The organism is Caulobacter sp. GW821-FHT10C03 (assembly GCF_059415485.1).
Genome location: NZ_JBWKNI010000020.1, coordinates 83,389 through 102,335, shown reverse-complemented (window position 1 = coordinate 102,335; position 18,947 = coordinate 83,389). Strand labels below are relative to the sequence as shown.

Genomic DNA, 18,947 nt, shown 5'->3' with positions numbered 1-18,947 from the left:
CGGGGTGGAGCAGCCCGGTAGCTCGTCAGGCTCATAACCTGAAGGTCACAGGTTCAAATCCTGTCCCCGCACCCACTTTCCTGATAGACCGACAAGGTCGATGTCGTCCGGCGTCGGCCTTTTTTGACGCCGTCGCTTACCACCCATAGTGGTATTTTGGCGACAGCTGAGCCTCCGCGCGCGAATTTTTCTGGCCAGCGGCCGCTTCCCACCCATAATCTCCGTGCAAAGGGCGTAGCGCGTGCCGCAGTTTTGCGTCATGAGTTGCTGTGGAAGGACGCGGGCCGGCAATTGGCCCGTCGATTGAGGTTTTGAGGATAAGATGGCGAACGGTGTCGTTAAGTGGTTCAACCCGGCCAAGGGCTTTGGCTTCATTCAGCCCGAGGACGGCGGCCAGGACGTGTTCGTCCACATCGCCGCGGTTGAACGTTCGGGCCTGTCGGGCCTGAATGAAGGCGATCAGGTGGCTTACGAGCTGGAAGAGGACCGCCGTTCGGGCAAGACCTCGGCCGGCAATCTGCGCGTGACCGGCCATGGCGCCGTTCCGGCCGGCGGCGCGCCGCGTCGTCCGCAGCGCAGCTTCGACGCTCCCCGCGGCGGCGGCTACGGTGGCGGCGGCGGTGGCGGCGGCGGCACCGGCGAAGCCGGTACGGGCGTCGTGAAGTGGTTCAACAGCACCAAGGGCTTCGGCTTCATCCAGCCGGACAACGGCGGTGGCGACATCTTCGTGCACATCTCGGCCGTCGAGCGCGCCGGCCTGCGCGGCCTGAACGAAGGCCAGCAAGTCGGTTACGAACTCGAACAGGACCGCCGCTCGGGCAAGACCTCGGCCGGCAACCTGCGCATCCTCTAAGGGATCGGTCTATCGGCCGGGCGCGGAGCGTCTGGCCGACTGCCGACCTGGCGAATTAGGCCCCGTCGGGACCTGACTTCTGTCGCTGCGACAGGGGTGGGTTCCGGCGGGGCTTTTTCGTGCGCGTTACACGCCCCTAGGATGGCCTTCCGCCGGCCTGGCGACGCCCAAAAAGAATGGCGGCCTCCCTTGCGAGAGGCCGCCATCCAGATCGCAAGGTCGCCGCCCCGAAAGCCGGTGGAGGCCTGATCAGCCGGCCTTGGCGGCCCGCTCGGCGGCGGCCTGGTTCACGGCCAGGGCGGTCATGTTGACGATGCCGCGGGCGGTGACGCTGGGCGTCAGCACGTGCACAGGCCGGCTCATGCCCAGCAGGATCGGACCGACCAGCAGGGCCTCGGTGGCGGCCGTCAGCAGGGTGAGCGCGATATTGGCCGCGTCCAGGGTCGGCATGACCAGCAGGTTGGCCGAGCCCTTCAGGGTGCTGTCGCCGACCAGGCGGTCGCGCAGGGCCTGGGAGAGGGCGGCGTCGGCGTGCATCTCGCCGTCGACCTCGAGCTCGGGCGCGCCGGCGCGGACCAGCGCCAGGGCCTCGCGCATCTTGCGGGCGGTCGGCGAGTTGGAGGCCCCGAACGAGGAGTGCGAGAGCAGGGCGGCCTTGGGCGTCAGGCCGAAGCGGCGCACCGATTCGGCGGCCAGCAGCGTCATCTCGGCCACCTGCTCGGCGGTCGGGTCGACATTGACGTGGGTGTCGCAGAAGAACAGCGTGCCGTTGTCGAGGATCAGCGACGACATGGCGTAGACCCGGCCGACGTTCTCGCGCTTGGGGATGATCGGCAGGACGTAGGTCATGTGCTGCCACCAGTCGCCGCTGCCGCCCACGAGGGCGGCGTCGACCTGGCCGGTCTGCAGCAGCATCGAGGCGGCCACCGTGCGGCGGCCTTCGACACGGCGCTTGGCGGCCATCGGCGGCACGCCGCGACGGCCGACCAGGTCCTGGTACTGGCCGATGATCGGCTCGAACAGTTCGCGGTCGGCCTGCGGGTCGAGGATCTCGACCGCGCCGCCCAGGTCGAGGCGCAGGCCCATCTCGGCGGCCTTGGCCTTGATGACCTCGCGGCGGCCGATCAGCACCGGCGCGGCGAGGCCCTCGTCGACCACGGTCTGCACGGCGCGCAGGACGCGCTCGTCCTCGGCCTCGGCATAGGCGACGCGGACCTTGGCGGCCTTGGTCGCCTTGCGGGCGCGCTCGAACACCGGACGCATCAGCTGGCCAGAGCGGTAGACGAACAGCTCCAGCTCGGCGCGGTAGGCGTCGAAGTCGGCGATCGGCCGGGTGGCGACGCCCGACTCCATGGCCGCGCGGGCCACGGCCGGGGCGATCTGCAGGATCAGGCGCGGGTCGAACGGCTTGGGGATGATGTACTGCGGGCCGAACATCGGGGCCGCGCCGCCATAGGCCGAAGCGACGACTTCCGAAGCCTCGGCGCGGGCCAGTTCGGCGATGGCCTCGACGGCCGCCACCTTCATGGCCTCGTTGATCTCGGACGCGCCGACGTCGAGCGCGCCGCGGAAGATGAACGGGAAGCAGAGGACGTTGTTGACCTGGTTGGCGTAGTCGCTGCGGCCGGTGGCCATGATGGCGTCGGGGCGCTGGGCGTAGACCAGTTCCGGCAGGATCTCCGGATCCGGATTGGCCATGGCCAGGATCAGCGGCTTTTCGGCCAGCAGCGGCAGCCACTCGGGCTTGAAGACGCGCGGGGCCGAGAGACCCAGGAAGATGTCGGCGCCGGGCAGCACGTCGGGCAGGGTGCGCGCGTCGGTCGGACGGGCGTAGCGGGCCATGTTGTCCGGCATGTCCGGATCGCGGCCGGCGTGGACCACGCCCTTGATGTCGGTGAGGGTGACGTTCTCGACCGGCAGGCCCATGGAGACCAGCAGGTCGACGCAGGCCAGCGCGGCCGCGCCGGCGCCCGAGGTGACCAGCTTGACGTCCTTCAACTGCTTGCCCTGGACGAGCAGGGCGTTGCGGACGGCGGCGGCGCAGACGATGGCGGTGCCGTGCTGGTCGTCGTGGAAGACCGGGATGTTCATCCGCTCGCGCAGCTTGCGCTCGATGATGAAGCACTCGGGGGCCTTGATGTCCTCGAGATTGATGCCGCCGAAGGTGGGCTCCAGGGCCGCGACGACTTCGATGAAGCGGTCGGGATCCTTGGCGTCGACCTCGATGTCGAAGACGTCGATGCCGGCGAACTTCTTGAAGAGGACGGCCTTGCCCTCCATCACCGGCTTGGAGGCCAGCGGGCCGATGTCGCCCAGGCCCAGCACGGCGGTGCCGTTGGAGATCACGGCCACCAGGTTGCCGCGGGCGGTGTAGTCGCGGGCCAGATCCGGGTCCTCGGCGATGGCCAGGCACGGGGCGGCGACGCCGGGGGAGTAGGCCAGGGCCAGGTCGCGCTGGGTGGCCATGCGCTTGGTGGCCTCGATGGCCAGCTTTCCGGGCCGCGGCAGCCGGTGGTAATCCAGGGCGGCTTTACGGAAATCCTCGTCCATCGATCGGTCCTGTTCTGCGCAGCGCGTGGCGCGGGCCGTCTCTTTGTCGCGCTCCCGGGGTTGGGATTACGCACGCGGCCCGTCTGCCGGTGTTGCTACCGGGGTTGGCCGCGCTTTTCCAACCTTACGCAGCGTCCGCCGACCATTTTTTGCGATTCTGCGTCCGTTTGGCTTCGGGCGGGGTCGGCGGGGCGACGCAACGGGCGCGTCTGGTAAGTAATAAAAGACTTATATACGCTCAATCGGCGGGCGCCGGTCGCCGCCTGGCTGGGCGAACCGGCCGCGAACCCGCCACGGGCGGACGGTCCGGCGGCGGCGAGGCTGGACAGCGGACGCGCGCGGTCCCAGCCTCCGAGCATCAACCTCTCTGGAGAGGTCGAAAGAGCGTATGATGACCCCGATCCCGCAGGACCAAGCATGAGCGGCCTGACGACCCACATCCTCGACACCGCCGCCGGCCGCCCGGCCGCCGGGGTGGCGGTGCGCGTCTATCGCCGGGTGGAAGGCCCGCCGACGCTGCTGCTGGCGACGACCACCGACGCCGACGGCCGCGCGCGGCTGGTCGAGGGCGAGGCCCTGGCGGTCGGCGGCTATCGCCTGGAGTTCGAGATCGCCGCCTATTTCGCCGCCAGCGGGGCCAAGGTCTCCGACCCGCCATTCCTCGACGTGGTGACCATCGATTTCGCGGTGGCCGATCCGGCCCAGCACCATCACGTGCCGTTGCTGGTGTCGCCGTTCGGCTATTCGACCTACCGGGGCAGCTGAGATGGGCGGGACGATCCGGTTCCTGCTGAACGGCGAGGCCCAGGAGGCGGCGGGCGTCGACCCGACCACGACCCTGCTGGAGCACCTGCGCGGGCCGCTGCGCAAGACCGGAACCAAGGAAGGCTGCGCCGAGGGCGACTGCGGCTCGTGCACAGTGCTGGTCGGCGAACTGACGGCCGGCGACGCGCTGAAGCCGGTTGCCTGGCGGGCCGTCAACGCCTGCATCCAGTTCCTGCCGATGCTGGACGGCAAGGCGGTGATGACGGTCGAAAGCCTGGCGACCGAGGGTGTGGGCGCCTGCGCGGGCAAGCCGCATCCCGTTCAGCAGGCGATGATCGACAAGCACGGCTCGCAGTGCGGCTTCTGCACGCCGGGGATCGTGATGTCGCTGTACGGCCGCGCGGTCGGGGCCTGCGGGGCGGGGGCGCCGGTCGAGGACGTGCTGGCGGGGAACCTCTGCCGCTGCACCGGCTATGGCCCGATCCTGGAGGCGGCGCGCGAGGTGGTGCGCGAAGAGGCGCCGGACGTGGCCGGTTCGCTGAAGGCGATCCAGCGCGAGACCATGCTGAGTCTGGCGCATGAGGATCCGGTGCGGGGCGTCACCCGCCGCTGGCTGGCGCCGCGAAACCTGTCCGAGCTGGCGGCCGCCGCCGAGGCCAATCCGGACGCGGCCTTCGTGGCCGGGGCGACCGACGTGGGGCTGTGGGTCACCAAGCTGCGCAAGCCGCCCCAGACCCTGATCGACATCGGCCGGGTGGCCGAGTTGAAGACCATCACCCGGGTGGGCGACGCCCTGCGGATCGGAGCCGGCGTTCGCTATGTCGAGGCGATCGAGACCCTGGCCGGCCGCTATCCCAGCCTGGGCGAGATGATGCGGCGGCTGGGCTCGACCCAGGTGCGCAACAGCGGCACGATCGGCGGCAACATCGCCAACGGCTCGCCGATCGGCGACATGCCGCCGGCCCTGATCGCGCTGGGCGCCACGCTGGTGCTGCGCCGGGGCGAGCAGACGCGCGAGATCCCGCTGGAGGACTTCTTCGTCTCCTACGGCCAGCAGGACCGCCAGCCCGGCGAGTTCGTCGAAGCGGTGATCGTGCCGCGCGGCCCGGCGGGGCAGATCTTCAAGGTCTACAAGCTCTCCAAGCGCTTCGACCAGGACATCTCGGCCGTCTGCGCGGCCTTCGCGATCACGGTCGTGGATGGCGTGGTGGTCGAGGCGCGGGTGGCGTTCGGCGGCATGGCCGGCACGCCCAAGCGGGCCGACGCCTGCGAGGCGGCCCTCATCGGTCGGCCGTGGAACCCCGAGACGATCGACGCCGCCGCCGCCAAGCTGGACGAGGACTACACGCCGCTGTCGGACATGCGGGCCTCGGCGGGCTATCGTGCGCGCACCGCGAGGAACCTGCTGGTCCGGGCCTATCTGGAAAGCGCCGAGCCGGGCGTGGCGGCCAGCGTGCTGGCGGAGGCCGCCCATGGCTGATTCCGGCGCTTCGCTGAAAGTCACGCCCTTCGTGGGCGTGCATGCCTCGGTCCCGCACGACAGCGCTTTGCGCCACGTGACCGGGACGGCGATCTATGTCGACGACCTGCCCGAGCCGGCGGGCCTGCTGCACGTGCATCTGGGCATGAGCACCAGGGCCCATGCGCGGATCGTGTCGATGAACCTCGACGCCGTGCGGGCCTCGCCCGGCGTGGTCTGCGTGCTGACCGCCGCCGACATTCCCGGCGAGAACGACGTCAGCCCGGTGATCCACGACGACAGGCTGTTCGCGGCCGGCGAGGTCTATTGCGTCGGCCAGAGCCTGTTCGCGGTGGCCGCGACCTCGATCGCCGCCGCCCGCGCCGCCGCCGCCAAGGCCGTGGTGGAGTACGAAGACCTGCCGGCGGCGATCACGATCGGCGAGGCCGAGGGGCTGGACCTGAAGATCGAGGCCAGCCAGCGCATGGCGCGGGGCGACGCGGAGGCGGCCCTGGCCGCCGCGCCCAACCGCCTCCAGGGCCGCCACGCCATCGGCGGCCAGGATCACTTCTATCTGGAAGGCCAGGCCTCGCTGGCGACGCCGCGCGAGGAGGGAGACGTCCACGTCTGGTGCTCGACTCAGCATCCGACCGAGGTGCAGCACCTGATCGCCCGCGTGCTGGGGCGGCCGGATCATGCGGTGACCGTCGAGGTGCGGCGCATGGGCGGCGGCTTCGGCGGCAAGGAGACGCAAGCCTCGCTGTTCGCGGCGGCGGCCGCGCTGGTGGCGGTCAAGACCGGCCGCCCGGCCAAGTGCCGGCCCGACCGCGACGAGGACATGGTCATGACCGGCAAGCGGCATGACTTCGAGGTGGAATACGACGTCGGCTTCGACGACGAGGGGCGGCTGCTGGGGATCCGGCTGGAGCTGGCCTCGCGCTGCGGGGCGACGACGGACCTTTCGCCGGCCATCAACGACCGGGCGATGTTCCACGCCGACAACGCCTACTACCTGCCGGCGGTCGAGATCGTCTCGCACCGCTATCGCACCCACACCGTCTCCAACACCGCCTTCCGGGGTTTCGGCGGACCGCAGGGCATGGCGGCGATCGAGCGGGTGATGGACGCGGTGGCGCAAGCCACGGGCCTCGACCCGCTGGAGGTGCGCCGGCGCAATCTCTATGGCGCCTATGGAGAAGGAGGCGGCCGAAATCTGACGCCCTACTATCAGGTGGTCGAAGACAACGTCGCGCCGGAACTGATCGAGGAACTGGCCAAGTCGTGCGACTACGCCGCCCGGCAGCAGGCGGTGGCCGCGTTCAACGCCGCAAATCCGATCCTCAAGAAGGGCCTGGCCCTGACGCCGGTGAAGTTCGGCGTCTCGTTCACCACCACCCACCTGAACCAGGCGGGCGCCTTGATCCACATCTACGCCGACGGCTCGATCATGCTGAACCACGGCGGCACCGAGATGGGGCAGGGGCTCTATCTGAAGATGGCGCAGGTGGCGGCGCAGGCGTTTCAGGTTCCGCTGGAGCGGGTGAAGATCACCTCGACCACGACCGACAAGGTGCCCAACACCTCGGCCACGGCGGCTTCGTCGGGGGCGGACCTTAACGGCATGGCGGTGCTGGACGCGGCGGGCAAGCTGAAGGGGCGGCTCACGGCTTTCGCGGCCGAGAAGTGGGGCGTGGATCCCTCGCAGGTGGCTTTCACGCCCGAGGGGGTGAAGGTCGGCGGCGAGACGGTGAGCTTCCCGGATCTCTGCCGCCAGGCCTATCTGGCGCGGATCTCGCTGTCGGCGACGGGTTTCTACGCCACGCCCAAGATCACCTATGACCGCAAGACCCATCGCGGGCGGCCGTTCTACTATTTCGCCTATGGGGCGGCCTGCAGCGAGGTGGTGATCGACACCCTGACCGGCGAGAGCAAGGTGCTGCGCGCCGACATCCTGCACGACGTGGGCCGCTCGCTGAACCCGGCCATCGATCTTGGCCAGGTGGAGGGCGGCTTCATCCAGGGCATGGGCTGGCTGACGACCGAGGAACTGGTCTACGACGCCAAGGGCGTGCTGAAGACCCATGCTCCTTCGACATACAAGATCCCGACGGCGGGCGACCGGCCGCGCGTGCTGAACGTCAAGCTCTGGGAGCCCGGCCGCAACGCCGAGCCGACCGTCCACCGCTCCAAGGCCGTGGGCGAGCCGCCGCTGATGCTGGCGATCTCGGTGTTCAGCGCGATCACCCGGGCGGTGGCGGCGGTGGGGGATCACAAGGTGATGCCGAACCTGGACGCGCCGGCGACGCCGGAGGCGGTGCTGGCGGCGGTCGAGGATGTGAGGCGGCGGGCCAATGGGTGAGGTCGCCGCTTTTTCACACCTCTCCCAAGGGGAGAGGGAGGGGCCCGCCGCGAAGGGGGGGGGGGGGGCGGGGGTAAACCGCTCGCCGTCGAAACCCCTCACCCTCCCACGCCTGACGGCGTGGGCCCCTCCCTCTCCCTATGGGAGAGGTTAAATTGCTCGCGACCCACAAGAACTGGGCCCGCGCGGCCCTGTCGCGCCTCGACGCCGACGACCACGCCGCCCTCGTCACCGTGCTGGCCACCGAAGGCTCGGCCCCGCGCGAGGCCGGGACCAAGATGGTGGTCTGGGAGGGCGGGCAGTCGGGGACGATCGGCGGCGGCAATCTGGAGCACCAGGCGACCAGCCAGGCGCGGCGGATGCTGGTGGGATCCCAGGCCGCCTTCGCGATCCAGGACTATCCGCTGGGGCCGCTGCTGGCCCAGTGCTGCGGCGGCCGGGTGCGGCTGATGATCGAGCGGGTCGAGGCCGCCAGCCGCGACTGGCTGACCGAGGCGGCCCGCCGGATGGACGCCGACCAGCCGTTCGAGCTGCGCACGCGGTTCGACCCAGGCCTGTTGACCAAGACGATCGCGCCCATCGCCGCGCTGGAGGCCGATCCGCCGGCCGTGGTGCTGGGCGGGGCGCCGGCGGCCGCGCGCGGCAAGCGGCCCGACCTGGGCGACGAGCTGGTCGAGCGCAGCGAGAGCCCGCGCCGGCCGGTGCTGCTGTTCGGGGCCGGTCATGTGGGCCAGGCGATCGCGCGGGCCTTCGCGCCCCTGCCGTTCAAGCTCTTCTGGTACGACAGCCGGCCCGAGGCGGCCGAGGTTCCGGGCGTTGTGGTGCGCGCGCCGGCCGAACTGGCGGCCCTGGCCATGGGGGCGTCGCGTGACGCCTACGGCCTGATCCTGACCCACGACCACGCCCTGGACTACGCCCTGGCCTCGGCCGGGCTGGCCGGCGGCGGCTTTGACTATCTGGGCCTGATCGGCTCCAAGACCAAGCGGGCGCGGTTCATGCACCGGCTGCGCGACGACGGCTTTTCGGCGGTGACGCTGAACCGCCTGACCTGCCCGATCGGCCTGCCGGGGCTGAAGAGCAAGGCGCCTGAGGTGATCGCCGTGTCGGTGGCCGCCGACCTGCTGATGCGGCTGGAAGCCGCTCAGGCCAGTAACGACGAGGGTTCAGTTGCGAGCGTTTAGGGCGTCGATCCTCCATCTCCTGGAAGATCCGACCAAGAGCGGGGAAGCGATCGGCTTTCACGAGGACGGGCTGCTGGTCATCGACCAGGGCAAGGTGGTGGCGTGCGGCGACTATGCCGAGTTGGCCCCGGTCCATGCCGATGTCCCGGTCGAGGACCTGACCGGCTGCTGGATCACGCCGGGCTTCATCGACACCCACATCCACTTCCCGCAGGTCGACATCGTCGCCGCTCATGGCGCGCAGCTGCTCGACTGGCTGGAGCAGCACACCTTCCCGGCCGAGGCGGCCTTCGCCGATCCGGGCCATGCGAAGGAGGCGGCGGGCTTCTTCGTCGACGAGTTGCTGCGCAACGGCACGACCACGGCCCTGGTGTTCGGCTCGGTGCACAAGGGCTCGGTCGAGGCGCTGTTCGCGGAAGCCTATGCGCGCGACATGCGGCTGATCGCCGGCAAGACCCTGATGGACCGCAACGCGCCCCTGGGCCTGACCGACACGGTCGAGACCGCCCGCGCCGACATGAAAAGCCTGATCGCCGACTGGCACGGCAAGGGGCGTCTCGGCTACGCCGTCACCCCGCGCTTCGCCATCAGCTGCACCGACGCCCAGCTGGAGATGGCCGGAGAAGTGCTCGCCGAGCATCCGGGCGTCTGGATGCAGACTCACCTGTCGGAAAACCCGCGCGAGATCGACGAGACCGCGCAGCTGTTCCCGGGTTCGGCCGACTATCTCGACGTCTACGAGCGGTTCGGCCTGGTGCAGAAGCGTTCGGTCTTCGCCCACTGCGTCCATCTGCGGGGCGAGGCGTTCCAGCGGCTGGCGGCCAAGGATGCGGCGGTGGCCTTCTGCCCGACCTCGAACCTGTTCCTCGGCTCGGGCCTGTTCCCGCTGGACGAGGCCTGTTCGCACGGTGTGAAGGTGGGCATGGGCACCGACGTCGGGGCCGGCACGACCTTCTCGATCCTCCACACCCTGGGCGAGGCCTACAAGGTGGGGCAGCTGCGGGGCTCGGCGCTGGATCCGTTCCAGGCGCTGTATCTGGCCACCCTGGGCGGGGCGCGGGCGCTGGATCTCGACGACCGCATCGGCAACCTGGCGCCGGGCAAGGAGGCCGACTTCCTGGTGCTGGACCTGGCCGCGACGCCGCTGCTCAAGCGCCGGCTGGCGGCGGCCAAGGGGCTGGAGGACCGGCTGTTCGCCCTGACCGTGCTGGGGGATGACCGCGTCGTGGCGCGGACGTATCTGGCCGGGGTGGAGCGGCATCGCAGATAGGGAAAAGGCCGCGCGATGCGCGGCCCCCTCCGGCCCTCCGGGCCACCTCCCCCAGAGGGGGAGGATTTCGCGGTGTAGATGCTCCCCCTCTGGGGGAGCTGTCGCGGAGCGACTGAGGGGGTTAAGCCACCACCCCGTTCATCGTCCGCGCATAGAGCGCCAGCAGGCGATCCGCGTCCACGGCGATCGCCGCGCTGTGGATCGGCTGGTCGTCCCAGGCCGAGGGGCCGTAGAGCTCGCCTTCCACCTTCTGCAGGGTCTGGCCCAGGGCGATGCCTTCGGTGACCACGCGCACGGAACCGCGGCGGACCTCGAACAGGCTCTCGTCGATGACATAGGCCACGGCGGCGGCGTCGTGGACGCAGCAGCCGACGATGCCGTCGCGGCCGCCGTAGAAGGCGGCGTAGGGCTTGGAGATGGCGTTGAGGAACTGGCCGGCCGGACCGGCCGAGGCTTCCAGGGCCTCCATGTAGTCGGGGCTCATGATCACCTGGGTGGTGACGTCCAGGCCGATGACGGCGACATGCCAGGGGGCGGTGAAGACGCGGTCGGCGGCTTCCGGATCGTTCCAGATGTTGGCCTCGGCCACCGGGGTGACGTTGCCCGGCTTGCCGGCGACGGCGAAGGCGCCGCCCATGATCACCACGCCCTTGAGCAGGGGCGCCACTTCAGGATCGGCGTCGAGCGCCAGGGCCAGGTTGGTCAGCGGGCCGACGGCGACCAGGGTGATCTCGCCGGGATTGGCGCGGGCCAGGTCGATGATCGCCTGGTGGGCCGGCTTGGCTTCCGGCTGGGCGGGAACCAGGCCCGTCAGCTCGACGTCGCCCAGGCCGTTCTCGCCGTGCACGAAGGTGGGCGAGGGATTGCGCGGGCGGACAAGCGGCTTGTCCGTGCCCTTGAAGATCGGCGCGGTCAGGCCGAAGCGGTCCTTCAGATAGAGGGCGTTGCGGGTGGTGGTGTCGATGTCGGCGTTGCCGAACACGGTCGTCACGGCCACCAGGTCGAGGGCCGGGCTGGCCTCGATGAACAGCAGGGCCATGGCGTCGTCGATGCCGGGATCGGTGTCGAAGATGATCTTGGTCGTCATCGGTGGGCGGAACTCTTCTCGTTGTTCTGCAAGCGCTTTTGGACGCCGTGAAAGCCGACCACCTTAGCCGCCGCCAGCGCCGCTAGCATGTCAAAACGACAACGGCCCGGGCGTTTTTCAACGCCCGGGCCGCCATCAGGTCAGTCTGTCGAGATCGCTTAGCGGCGGGCGCTCAGCGAGATGCCGACGATGCGCGGCTCGTTGACGAAGCTGGTCAGGTTGTTGAAGTCGATCGCGCCGCGCAGGTTCACCTCGTTGGTGATGTTGCGGGCGAACACGGCCACTTCATACGCGCCGTCGGTGCGGGCGTAGCCCAGCTTCAGGCCGCCTTCGAAGGTGTTCTTGCTGTTGTATTCCTTGCTCTCGTAGATGAGGAAGTTGGTGTAGCCCTGACGGAACCAGTCGGTCTGAGCGAACAGTTCGCCGCCGTCACCCACCGGCACGTTGTAGCGGGCCGAGAAGTTCAGGATGTATTCCGGCGCGTTCGGGAACGGGTTGCCGTCGACCAGGGCCTGGCTGGAGCCGTTCAGGGGGTCGGTCACCGTGCACTGGGCGAAGGCGCAGGTGGCCACGGCCAGCGTCTTGTCCTTGATTTCGGTGTGGTTGTAGCTGTAGCCGGCGGTGACCAGCAGGTTCTGGGTCACCTTCCACTCGCCGTCGATCTCGAAGCCGTAGGCCTCGCCCTTCTTGGCGTTGATCAGACGGTTGGAGTTGCTGGTCCCGCCGATGGCGGTGAACTGCGGATCGTCGATCGTGTAGGTGAACACCGCGCCGTTCAGGCGGACGCGACGGTCGAACAGCTCGCTCTTAACGCCGGCTTCCCACGACAGGATGGTTTCCGACTGGGCGACCGAGGGCGGATTGCCGAAGGCGATGTCGCGACCCTGGATCGACGGACCGCGGAAGCCGCGGGCCACCTTGCCGTAGACGCTGACGTCGTCGGTGACGGCGTAGAAGGCCGACAGGTCCCAGCTGGCCTGGCTGTCGGAGACCGACACTGGGGCGATCGCGCCGTACGGGTTCGACAGGACGGTCATGTCCTTGTCGTCGTCGGTCCAGCGGACGCCGGCGGTCACCTTCAGGGCGTCGGTGAACTGGTAGGAGCCCTGGCCGAACACGGCCCACGAGGTGTTCTTGTGCTCGAGCGTGGTGGCCGAGACGTAGAACGGGTTGGTCGTGACGGTGAAGGCCGACTTGAAGTAGTAGGCGCCGACCTGCCACGAGACCTTGCCGTCGGTGTCGCTGGCCAGGCGGACTTCCTGGGTGACCTGGTCCAGGTCGCCGATCGAGTCCTGGGTGTCGGAATCGAACGGGATCACGCCCGGGCCGACGCCGGCCACGCCGCCGTCGATGTCGCCGCGGCTCAGGCCCTTGGCGGTCTCGTAGGCGCTGATCGAGGTCAGCTTCACGCCGCCGAAGTCGTGGTCGACCTTCAGCGAGACGCCGGTCGCGTCGTACTTCTGCGGGTTGTTGGCGCCGCCGTTGTAGCTGACCTTGTCGCGGTCGAAGTTGCCGTTAACGTCGTTGCTGCCCTTGGTGATGATGTTGGCGCGGAAGATGGCGGCCGTGCCGTCCAGCGACCGGGTGTGGACGTTGAACAGGACGTCGGTGTCTTCGCTCGGCGACATCAGGATCTGCAGGCGGGCGGCCTTTTCGTCGTAGCCGCCGATCGCGTCCTTCACCTTGGTGTAGGTGTTGTCGATGTAGTTGTCGCGGTGCTGGTACAGGCCCGACAGGCGGATGGCGACCTTTTCCGGAATGATGGCGCCGCCGACGCCGCCTTCGAAGGTGGTCGAGCCGTAGGTGCCGTAGGTGGCCGTGCCGTTGGCCTTGAACGTTTCGCTCGGCTTGACGCTGTCGAACTTGACGATGCCGGCGGTGGTGTTGCGGCCGAACAGGGTGCCTTGCGGGCCGCGCAGGACTTCGACCTGCTCGATGTCGTAGATCGGCGAGCTCTTGAGCACGACGTTCTCGAGGACGACGTCGTCCATGATCACCGAGACCGGCTGCGAGGCGGCCAGGTCGAAGTCGGCGTTGCCCAGGCCGCGGATGTAGAAGCGCGGGGCGGCGCGGCCGTTGGAGCTTTCGATGTAGAGGCCCGGCACGCGGCTCGACAGGGCCAGCACGTCCTCGCCGGCGGCGAAGATCGCGGCCAGCTTCTCGCCCGAGACGGCGGCGACGGAGACCGGCACGTCCTGGATGTTTTCGGAGCGCTTCTGGGCGGTGACGATCACGTCGTCGAGGGCGGTCGGCGCGTCCTGGGCGAGGGCCGGGGCCGCGACGGCGGCGGCCAGCAGGAGCACGCCGAAGGCGGCGCTGTTGCGCAGCTTGGCTTGGGTGGTCATTTCGAAATCCCCTTCGAACACCGGTGGAGGACCCGGTTGCGTGGGGTGCAATGCACAATGGCCGCGTCGAAATCAAAAGGCTTGATGACGACTCCGTCTCACTAGCGTGAAGTTTGTAGGGACCGTGTCACTATTTGACCACGCTGCGACAACGGCGCCCAAAACTAGGTCATAAGTCAGGACATACTTACTTATTGTCCTTGGACGGAGTATCCGCGGGCCTATGGCGCAAGGCGTTGGTCGGCGCCGGCCTGGAGCAGGGAAACGTGCGCCGACACGATTTTCCAGCCGTCTTCGGTGCGCAGCCAGGTCTGGCTCTGGCGACCGGACTGTTTTGCCCCGGTTCGCAGGAATTCGACGTTCGCGATCGCGAAATCGCGCCCAAAAGTGGTGATTTCCGTGCGCAGCCGATCGCGCAGCGGCGAGCCGCCGGTGCGTCCGATTCGAAAGGCGGCGATCTCTTCGAAGCCGTAGAGGTTCTCGGCCACGCCGTAGCGGACGGTCTCCGGCGCGTCGCGGAAGAAGCCGTCCAGCGCCTCGACGTCGTTGGTCATCAGGGCGGTTTCATAGGCGTCGACGGCGGCGGTCACCTCGGCCAGGACGTCGGGGGCGTTGATGACGGTCATGCGGGCTCTCGACGGATGGGAGGACGGTGGGCGGCGATGACGCCGGCGCGCTCCAGGCGCAGGGCGGCGGCGAAGGCCAGGTCTTCGCGCCAGGCGGGCGCGATCAGCTGCACGCCGATCGGCGGCTTGCCGGGGCGGTTCACCGGCGCGGCGATCACGGGCAGGCCGATATAGCTGATCGGCTGGGTGTAGGCGCCCAGGGTCTTGCGCACCGAGACGGGGACGCCGTCGAGATCCATTGTCGCCTGGCCGATCGGCGGGGCCGGGCAGGGGGCGACGGGGGCCAGCAGCAGGTCGAAGTCTTCGAACACGCGGCGCGCCTCGTCGCGGAAGGCGGGGCGATAGCGGCCGGCGGCTTCGGCGACGCCGTCCGGCAGCAGGGCGCCGGCCAGCAGGCGGTCGCGCACGGCCGGGTCGTAGTCGAGGGCGCGTTCAGCTAGGTCGTCGAAATGCAGGCGCCCGCCCTCGGCGGCGGAGAGGGCGAAGGCGGCGGCGCGGGCGGCCTTTGCCCCCGGCAGTTCGACGCCGCGCCGGGCCTGGAGGGCGTCGGCGACGATCTCCAGCGCCTCGACCACCTCGGGGAAGGCGCCCTGCTGGAACCAGCCGCCCAGCACGCCGACGCGCAACGGCTGGTCGGCCAGGGCGTCGAGGCGGGCGGACAGGGGATCGGCGGGCGGCGGCGACAGGTCGTCGAGCGGGTCCTCGCCCTGCAAGGCGTCATAAGCCAAGGCGAGGTCGGCGGCGGTGCGGGCGAACGGGCCGATGTGGTCCAGGCTGTGCACGAACGGGAAGGCTCCGGCGCGCGACAGGCGGCCCAGGGTGGGCTTCAGGCCGAACACGCCGCACAGGCCGGCGGGGATGCGGATCGAGCCGTTGGTGTCCGACCCCAGGGTGAGCGGCAGGAGCCCGCCCGAGACGGCGGCGGCCGACCCGCCGGACGAGCCGCCGGCGATCCGCGTCGGGTCGTGCGGGTTGCGGGTGGGGCCGTCGTGGGCGTTCTCGGTGACGAAGCCGTAGGCGAACTCGTCCATGTTCAGCGCGCCGACCAGCACCGCGCCGGCGGCCTTCATCCGGGCGACGGCCGCAGCGTCGGCGGTCGCGGGAGCGGCGTCGCGGCGGATCTTGCTGCCGGCCAGGGTCGTGTGGCCGGCGACGTCGAACAGGTTCTTGACCGCGAAGGGCGCGCCGGCCAGCGGGCCGGGATCTTCGCCGGCCGCCAGCGCGGCGTCGACGGCGTCGGCTTGGCTTAGCGCTTCGTCCTCGAAGATGGCGGTGAAGGCGTTGAACGGCTCGGCCTTGGCGGCGGCGATGGCCTTTTGCGCCTGTTCGCGGGCGGTGGTGCGACCCTCGCGTACGGCGCGGGTGACGGCCTGGGCGGTGTCGAAACTCATGGCGTGAAAGGCTCGACCGGCGCGTTGGCGTCGGTCAGGCCAGCGAACAGGGCCGTCTGGTCGCGCAGCAGGGCGAGGTTCTCGGCGACGCCGGCGCGACAGCTCTCGGGAATGCGCAGGCCGAGGTCGGCGCTGCGGGAGTCCAGATAGGCGGCGACCTTGGCGTCGGAGAGGTTTTGGAAGGCCGACAGATCGCCGCCCGACATGGGAAGTCACTCACGCTAGAAAGTAATTAGATACTTCATAGCGACCCCACGATAACGCCGCTAGGCCAGACGTTTCAAGGGGCTAGGAAGGATTGATCGCCCGCCGGATGCGTGAGGTCCGTGCAGGCGGCGCCCAGCGGGCAGGCAGGATGGCGAAAGCGGCCGTGTCGATGGTCGCGCCGCTTCGCCGCCGCGCCGATGCGGCCGGAGACTGGGGACCGTTTCTTCGTTTCCGGTTCCGCCGTCGCCATGCACCACCACCTGTCTTCCACGCCGCAGACCGTCCGCTTCGGCATCTTCGACGCGGCCTTCGACCCCGTCCTGACCATCCAGCCGGGCGACAGCGTCACCTTCGACTGCGTCTCGGGCGGGCCCGAGGTGATGCCGGGGCCGGAGTCGTGGCTGACCATCCCGCCGGCCCTGCAGGCGATCCACGACGCCAAATTGGACCGGATCGGGCCGCACATCCTCACCGGTCCCGTGGCCATCGCCGGGGCCGAGCCGGGCGACACGCTGGAGGTCCGTATCGAGGCGGTCGAGCCCAACAACGACTGGGGCTACTGCGCCGTGCGGCCGCTGGCCGGCACGATCCCGGAGGACTTCCCCGACCGCTATGTCAGCCACATCGCCGTCGACAAGGCGCGCGGGGTCTGCAAGCCGCAGTGGGGGCCGGAACTGCCGCTGCGGCCGTTCTTCGGCACCATGGGCGTGGCCCCGCCGGCCAAGTACGGGCACCTGTCCAGCCGCGAGCCGCGCGAGCACGGCGGTAACATGGACAACAAGGAGCTGGGCGCGGGCGCGACCCTGTTCCTGCCCGTCTGGGTTCCGGGCGCGAACTTCTCGGCCGGCGACGGCCATGGCCGCCAGGGCGACGGCGAGGTCTGCGTCAACGCCCTGGAGATGGGCCTGACCGGGACCTTCACCTTCATCCTGCACAAGGCGTCGGACATCGGTGTGGCCACCTGGCCGCGCGCCGAGACCCCGACCCACTACGTGATCATGGGCTTCAACGAGGACCTGGACCTGGCCATGAAGCAGGCCCTGCGGGGCATGATCGACTTCATCGTGGCGCGCTCGAACCTGACCCGCGTGCAGGCCTACCAGTTCTGCTCCCTGGCCGTGGACTTCCGCGTGACCCAGACGGTCAACGGCGAGAAGGGCGTGCACGGCCTGCTGGAGAAGGGCGTTCTGTTCTAGTCGGTCGCCGCGCGGCTGCTATCCTTCCGCCCGCTTCATGACGGGAGGAAGCCATGGCGCCGATGACGCGACCAGAAGACCTGCCGGCGGCGTTCGAGGCCTCCTGGAACGCTCACGACATGGAGGCGCTCGGCGGCCTGTTCGAAGCCGACGCGACCTTCGTGAACCGCTTCGCGACCTTCAGGCGCGGGCTGGACGAGATCGTCGAGCTGCACCGGACCATCCACGAGACCGTCTATCGCGGCTCGGTGATGGCCAATGACCTGCACGCTGTGGACCTGATCGCGCCGGGCGTGGCGGTGGTGCATTTCTGGTCGCACCTGACGACCAGCCAGGCTCATCCGGCCGGTGTCCATGAGGTCGAGACGCTGCTGATGGCGGTGCTGGTCGAGCGCGACGGCGCCTGGCGGATCAAGGCCGCCGAGAACGTGACCTTCACCGATCCGAGGTCGGGCAAGCTTTTGCTGCGCGACGTCTAGGCGGCGGCCGGGGGCTCCTCGGCCTCGACCGGCGCGGTGTCCGCGGGCGGCGCTGGCGGGACCTCGGCCGGCGGTGACGGCTCGGTGGCCAGCAGGGCCCAGTGGGTGCGGAAGAAGGTCATGTCAGTTCTCCCGGGTCATGGCGATGAGGCGGGCCTGCAGCGCCTGCGGCGGTTCGCTGCCCGGATCGCCGTCGTGCAGCACGCGGGCGAACCAGTAGCCGTCGGCGGCCAGGCGAACGACGTGCAGGTGCGGATCGAGGTCGGTGGCGGCGTGGCGCACGAGGCGCGCGTCGATCCAGTCGCGCCAGCGGCGGCGCAGGGCCGGGTCGGTGACCATCGAGATCGACAGGGCCTGGCCGCTGAGCGCCATGTCGCAGCACTCGAAGGTCGAGACGACATAGGCGCGGGTGAAGCAGCCGTGCGTCCCCTGGCCTTGTTCGTCGTCGGCCATCAGCCGGTCCAGCGCCTCGTCCATCTGTTCGAGCATGAAGTCGAAGACGGCGTCGATCAGGGCCTGCTTGCTGGCGAAGTGGTGGAAGAGGCCGCCCTTGGTGACGCCGGCGCGGTCGGCCACGGCCTGGACGGTGATCCCGCCCAGGCCCTGCTCCTCGGCCAGGGCGACGGCGGCGTCCAGCAGGGCGCGGCGCACCTGCTCGGGCTGCTTGGGGCGGTTGTAGGCGGTGGTGTTCATCCGTGGGCCACGCTGCGCGAGAAGAGCTGGGTGACCAGCACGCCGGAGACGATCAGGCCGATGCCCAGCAGGGCCGGCGCGTCGAGCTTCTGGCGGAACAGCACGACGCCGATCACCGCCGTCAGCACGATTCCGACCCCGCCCCAGATGGCGTAGGCCACGCCCAGCGGCACGTGCTTGAGGGCCTGGGACAGGAAGTAGAACGCGGCGGCGTAGAGCCCGGCCATGGCCAGGGTCGGGACCAGCCTGGTGAACTGCTCCGACTTCTGCAGGAAGGTGGTGCCGGCCACCTCGGCGGCGATGGCCGCGGCGAGCATGGCGTAGGCGGAAGCGGGGATCGACACGGGCGGGCCTCGGTGGTGACGACTCAAGATACCGCTTGGTCGGTTTGTTTTCAAGGTGGGTGCAAACGATCCTTCTCCCCTTGCGGGAGAAGGTGTCGGCGATAGCCGACGGATGAGGGGTCTCTCAGAACCCGGCGGCCGC

The 18,947-nt window shown here is 69.6% G+C and carries 17 protein-coding genes and 1 pseudogene; 9 read left to right on the top strand and 9 right to left on the bottom strand.

The window, feature by feature from the left end; translation table 11 throughout:
• Window positions 1-322 precede the first annotated feature (322 nt).
• Window positions 323-526, top strand: a pseudogene (locus tag AC07NG_RS21260) (cold-shock protein); the annotation flags it as partial.
• Window positions 527-658: 132 nt separating this feature from the next.
• A complete protein-coding gene (locus tag AC07NG_RS21255; protein WP_233245359.1) occupies window positions 659-853 on the top strand; it encodes a cold-shock protein in 195 nt (64 codons plus the stop codon).
• 249 nt (window positions 854-1,102) lie between these two features.
• Here the strand turns inward: AC07NG_RS21255 and AC07NG_RS21250 are convergent, their stop codons facing one another.
• Window positions 1,103-3,403, bottom strand: a complete 2,301-nt coding sequence (locus AC07NG_RS21250; RefSeq protein ID WP_487292172.1) for an NADP-dependent malic enzyme — start codon at window positions 3,401-3,403, stop codon at window positions 1,103-1,105.
• 417 nt (window positions 3,404-3,820) lie between these two features.
• On the opposite strand from AC07NG_RS21250, the gene uraH reads away from it, so the two are divergent.
• The 5 genes from uraH (at window position 3,821) to guaD (ending at window position 10,437) form a co-directional block, all read left to right on the top strand.
• Window positions 3,821-4,168, top strand: a complete 348-nt coding sequence (gene uraH, locus AC07NG_RS21245) for a hydroxyisourate hydrolase (RefSeq protein WP_494596192.1) — start codon at window positions 3,821-3,823, stop codon at window positions 4,166-4,168.
• A 1-nt stretch (window position 4,169) separates the two neighbouring features.
• Window positions 4,170-5,648, top strand: coding sequence for a xanthine dehydrogenase small subunit (xdhA, locus tag AC07NG_RS21240; RefSeq protein ID WP_494596190.1), 1,479 nt, complete (start codon window positions 4,170-4,172; stop codon window positions 5,646-5,648).
• Window positions 5,641-7,986, top strand: a complete 2,346-nt coding sequence (gene xdhB, locus AC07NG_RS21235) for a xanthine dehydrogenase molybdopterin binding subunit (RefSeq protein WP_494596188.1) — start codon at window positions 5,641-5,643, stop codon at window positions 7,984-7,986. The genes xdhA and xdhB overlap by 8 nt, the downstream gene beginning before the upstream one ends.
• 155 nt (window positions 7,987-8,141) lie before the next feature.
• Window positions 8,142-9,167 carry a xanthine dehydrogenase accessory protein XdhC gene (gene xdhC / locus AC07NG_RS21230; protein WP_494596186.1) on the top strand — a complete coding sequence of 342 codons (1,026 nt, stop codon included), beginning with the start codon at window positions 8,142-8,144 and terminating at the stop codon, window positions 9,165-9,167.
• On the top strand, window positions 9,154-10,437 hold the full coding sequence (guaD, locus tag AC07NG_RS21225) for a guanine deaminase (RefSeq protein ID WP_494596184.1): 1,284 nt from the start codon (window positions 9,154-9,156) through the stop codon (window positions 10,435-10,437). Before xdhC ends, guaD begins: the two co-directional genes overlap by 14 nt.
• Window positions 10,438-10,558: 121 nt before the next feature.
• On the opposite strand, the gene AC07NG_RS21220 is transcribed toward guaD, so the two are convergent.
• From AC07NG_RS21220 to AC07NG_RS21200, 5 genes are all read right to left on the bottom strand, one after another.
• The gene (locus AC07NG_RS21220) at window positions 10,559-11,524 is read right to left on the bottom strand and encodes a nucleoside hydrolase (protein ID WP_494596182.1); all 966 of its coding nucleotides are present in this window, start codon (window positions 11,522-11,524) and stop codon (window positions 10,559-10,561) included.
• 158 nt (window positions 11,525-11,682) lie between these two features.
• Window positions 11,683-13,869, bottom strand: coding sequence for a TonB-dependent receptor (locus AC07NG_RS21215; RefSeq protein WP_494596180.1), 2,187 nt, complete (start codon window positions 13,867-13,869; stop codon window positions 11,683-11,685).
• Window positions 13,870-14,090: 221 nt separating this feature from the next.
• Entirely contained in the window at window positions 14,091-14,495 is a 405-nt protein-coding gene (hpxZ, locus tag AC07NG_RS21210; protein WP_494596178.1) for an oxalurate catabolism protein HpxZ, read from the bottom strand.
• A complete protein-coding gene (locus AC07NG_RS21205) occupies window positions 14,492-15,886 on the bottom strand; it encodes an AtzE family amidohydrolase (protein ID WP_494596177.1) in 1,395 nt (464 codons plus the stop codon). The genes hpxZ and AC07NG_RS21205 overlap by 4 nt, the downstream gene beginning before the upstream one ends.
• Complete coding sequence (locus tag AC07NG_RS21200) at window positions 15,883-16,092, bottom strand: AtzG-like protein (RefSeq protein WP_492857370.1); 210 nt, start codon at window positions 16,090-16,092, stop codon at window positions 15,883-15,885. The genes AC07NG_RS21205 and AC07NG_RS21200 overlap by 4 nt, the downstream gene beginning before the upstream one ends.
• 249 nt (window positions 16,093-16,341) lie before the next feature.
• Between AC07NG_RS21200 and AC07NG_RS21195 the strand changes: the two genes are divergently transcribed.
• Entirely contained in the window at window positions 16,342-17,289 is a 948-nt protein-coding gene (locus AC07NG_RS21195) for an acetamidase/formamidase family protein (protein ID WP_494596175.1), read from the top strand.
• Window positions 17,290-17,342: 53 nt separating this feature from the next.
• Window positions 17,343-17,768, top strand: a complete 426-nt coding sequence (locus AC07NG_RS21190; protein ID WP_494596173.1) for an SgcJ/EcaC family oxidoreductase — start codon at window positions 17,343-17,345, stop codon at window positions 17,766-17,768.
• On the opposite strand, the gene AC07NG_RS21185 is transcribed toward AC07NG_RS21190, so the two are convergent.
• From AC07NG_RS21185 to AC07NG_RS21175, 3 genes are read right to left on the bottom strand one after another with little or no spacing between them, the layout of a single operon-like run.
• Window positions 17,765-17,890 carry a hypothetical protein gene (locus tag AC07NG_RS21185; RefSeq protein ID WP_487292184.1) on the bottom strand — a complete coding sequence of 42 codons (126 nt, stop codon included), beginning with the start codon at window positions 17,888-17,890 and terminating at the stop codon, window positions 17,765-17,767. The genes AC07NG_RS21190 and AC07NG_RS21185 overlap by 4 nt on opposite strands.
• A gap of 1 nt (window position 17,891) precedes the next feature.
• Window positions 17,892-18,461, bottom strand: coding sequence for a TetR/AcrR family transcriptional regulator (locus AC07NG_RS21180; RefSeq protein WP_494596171.1), 570 nt, complete (start codon window positions 18,459-18,461; stop codon window positions 17,892-17,894).
• Window positions 18,458-18,799, bottom strand: coding sequence for a DMT family transporter (locus AC07NG_RS21175; RefSeq protein ID WP_494596197.1), 342 nt, complete (start codon window positions 18,797-18,799; stop codon window positions 18,458-18,460). The genes AC07NG_RS21180 and AC07NG_RS21175 overlap by 4 nt, the downstream gene beginning before the upstream one ends.
• Window positions 18,800-18,947 lie beyond the last annotated feature (148 nt).

Excerpts from the sequence above, each read along its gene's own strand:
- AC07NG_RS21190 (WP_494596173.1), top strand. The coding sequence starts at position 17,343 with ATGGCGCCGATGACGCGACCAGAAGACCTGCCGGCGGCGTTCGAGGCC.
- AC07NG_RS21195 (WP_494596175.1), top strand. The coding sequence starts at position 16,342 with ATGCACCACCACCTGTCTTCCACGCCGCAGACCGTCCGCTTCGGCATC.
- AC07NG_RS21250 (WP_487292172.1), bottom strand. The coding sequence starts at position 3,403 with ATGGACGAGGATTTCCGTAAAGCCGCCCTGGATTACCACCGGCTGCCG.
- uraH (WP_494596192.1), top strand. The coding sequence starts at position 3,821 with ATGAGCGGCCTGACGACCCACATCCTCGACACCGCCGCCGGCCGCCCG.
- hpxZ (WP_494596178.1), bottom strand. The coding sequence starts at position 14,495 with ATGACCGTCATCAACGCCCCCGACGTCCTGGCCGAGGTGACCGCCGCC.
- xdhA (WP_494596190.1), top strand. The coding sequence starts at position 4,170 with ATGGGCGGGACGATCCGGTTCCTGCTGAACGGCGAGGCCCAGGAGGCG.
- AC07NG_RS21205 (WP_494596177.1), bottom strand. The coding sequence starts at position 15,886 with ATGAGTTTCGACACCGCCCAGGCCGTCACCCGCGCCGTACGCGAGGGT.
- AC07NG_RS21200 (WP_492857370.1), bottom strand. The coding sequence starts at position 16,092 with ATGTCGGGCGGCGATCTGTCGGCCTTCCAAAACCTCTCCGACGCCAAG.
- AC07NG_RS21220 (WP_494596182.1), bottom strand. The coding sequence starts at position 11,524 with ATGACGACCAAGATCATCTTCGACACCGATCCCGGCATCGACGACGCC.
- xdhB (WP_494596188.1), top strand. The coding sequence starts at position 5,641 with ATGGCTGATTCCGGCGCTTCGCTGAAAGTCACGCCCTTCGTGGGCGTG.
- AC07NG_RS21185 (WP_487292184.1), bottom strand. The coding sequence starts at position 17,890 with ATGACCTTCTTCCGCACCCACTGGGCCCTGCTGGCCACCGAGCCGTCA.
- AC07NG_RS21215 (WP_494596180.1), bottom strand. The coding sequence starts at position 13,869 with ATGACCACCCAAGCCAAGCTGCGCAACAGCGCCGCCTTCGGCGTGCTC.
- AC07NG_RS21180 (WP_494596171.1), bottom strand. The coding sequence starts at position 18,461 with ATGAACACCACCGCCTACAACCGCCCCAAGCAGCCCGAGCAGGTGCGC.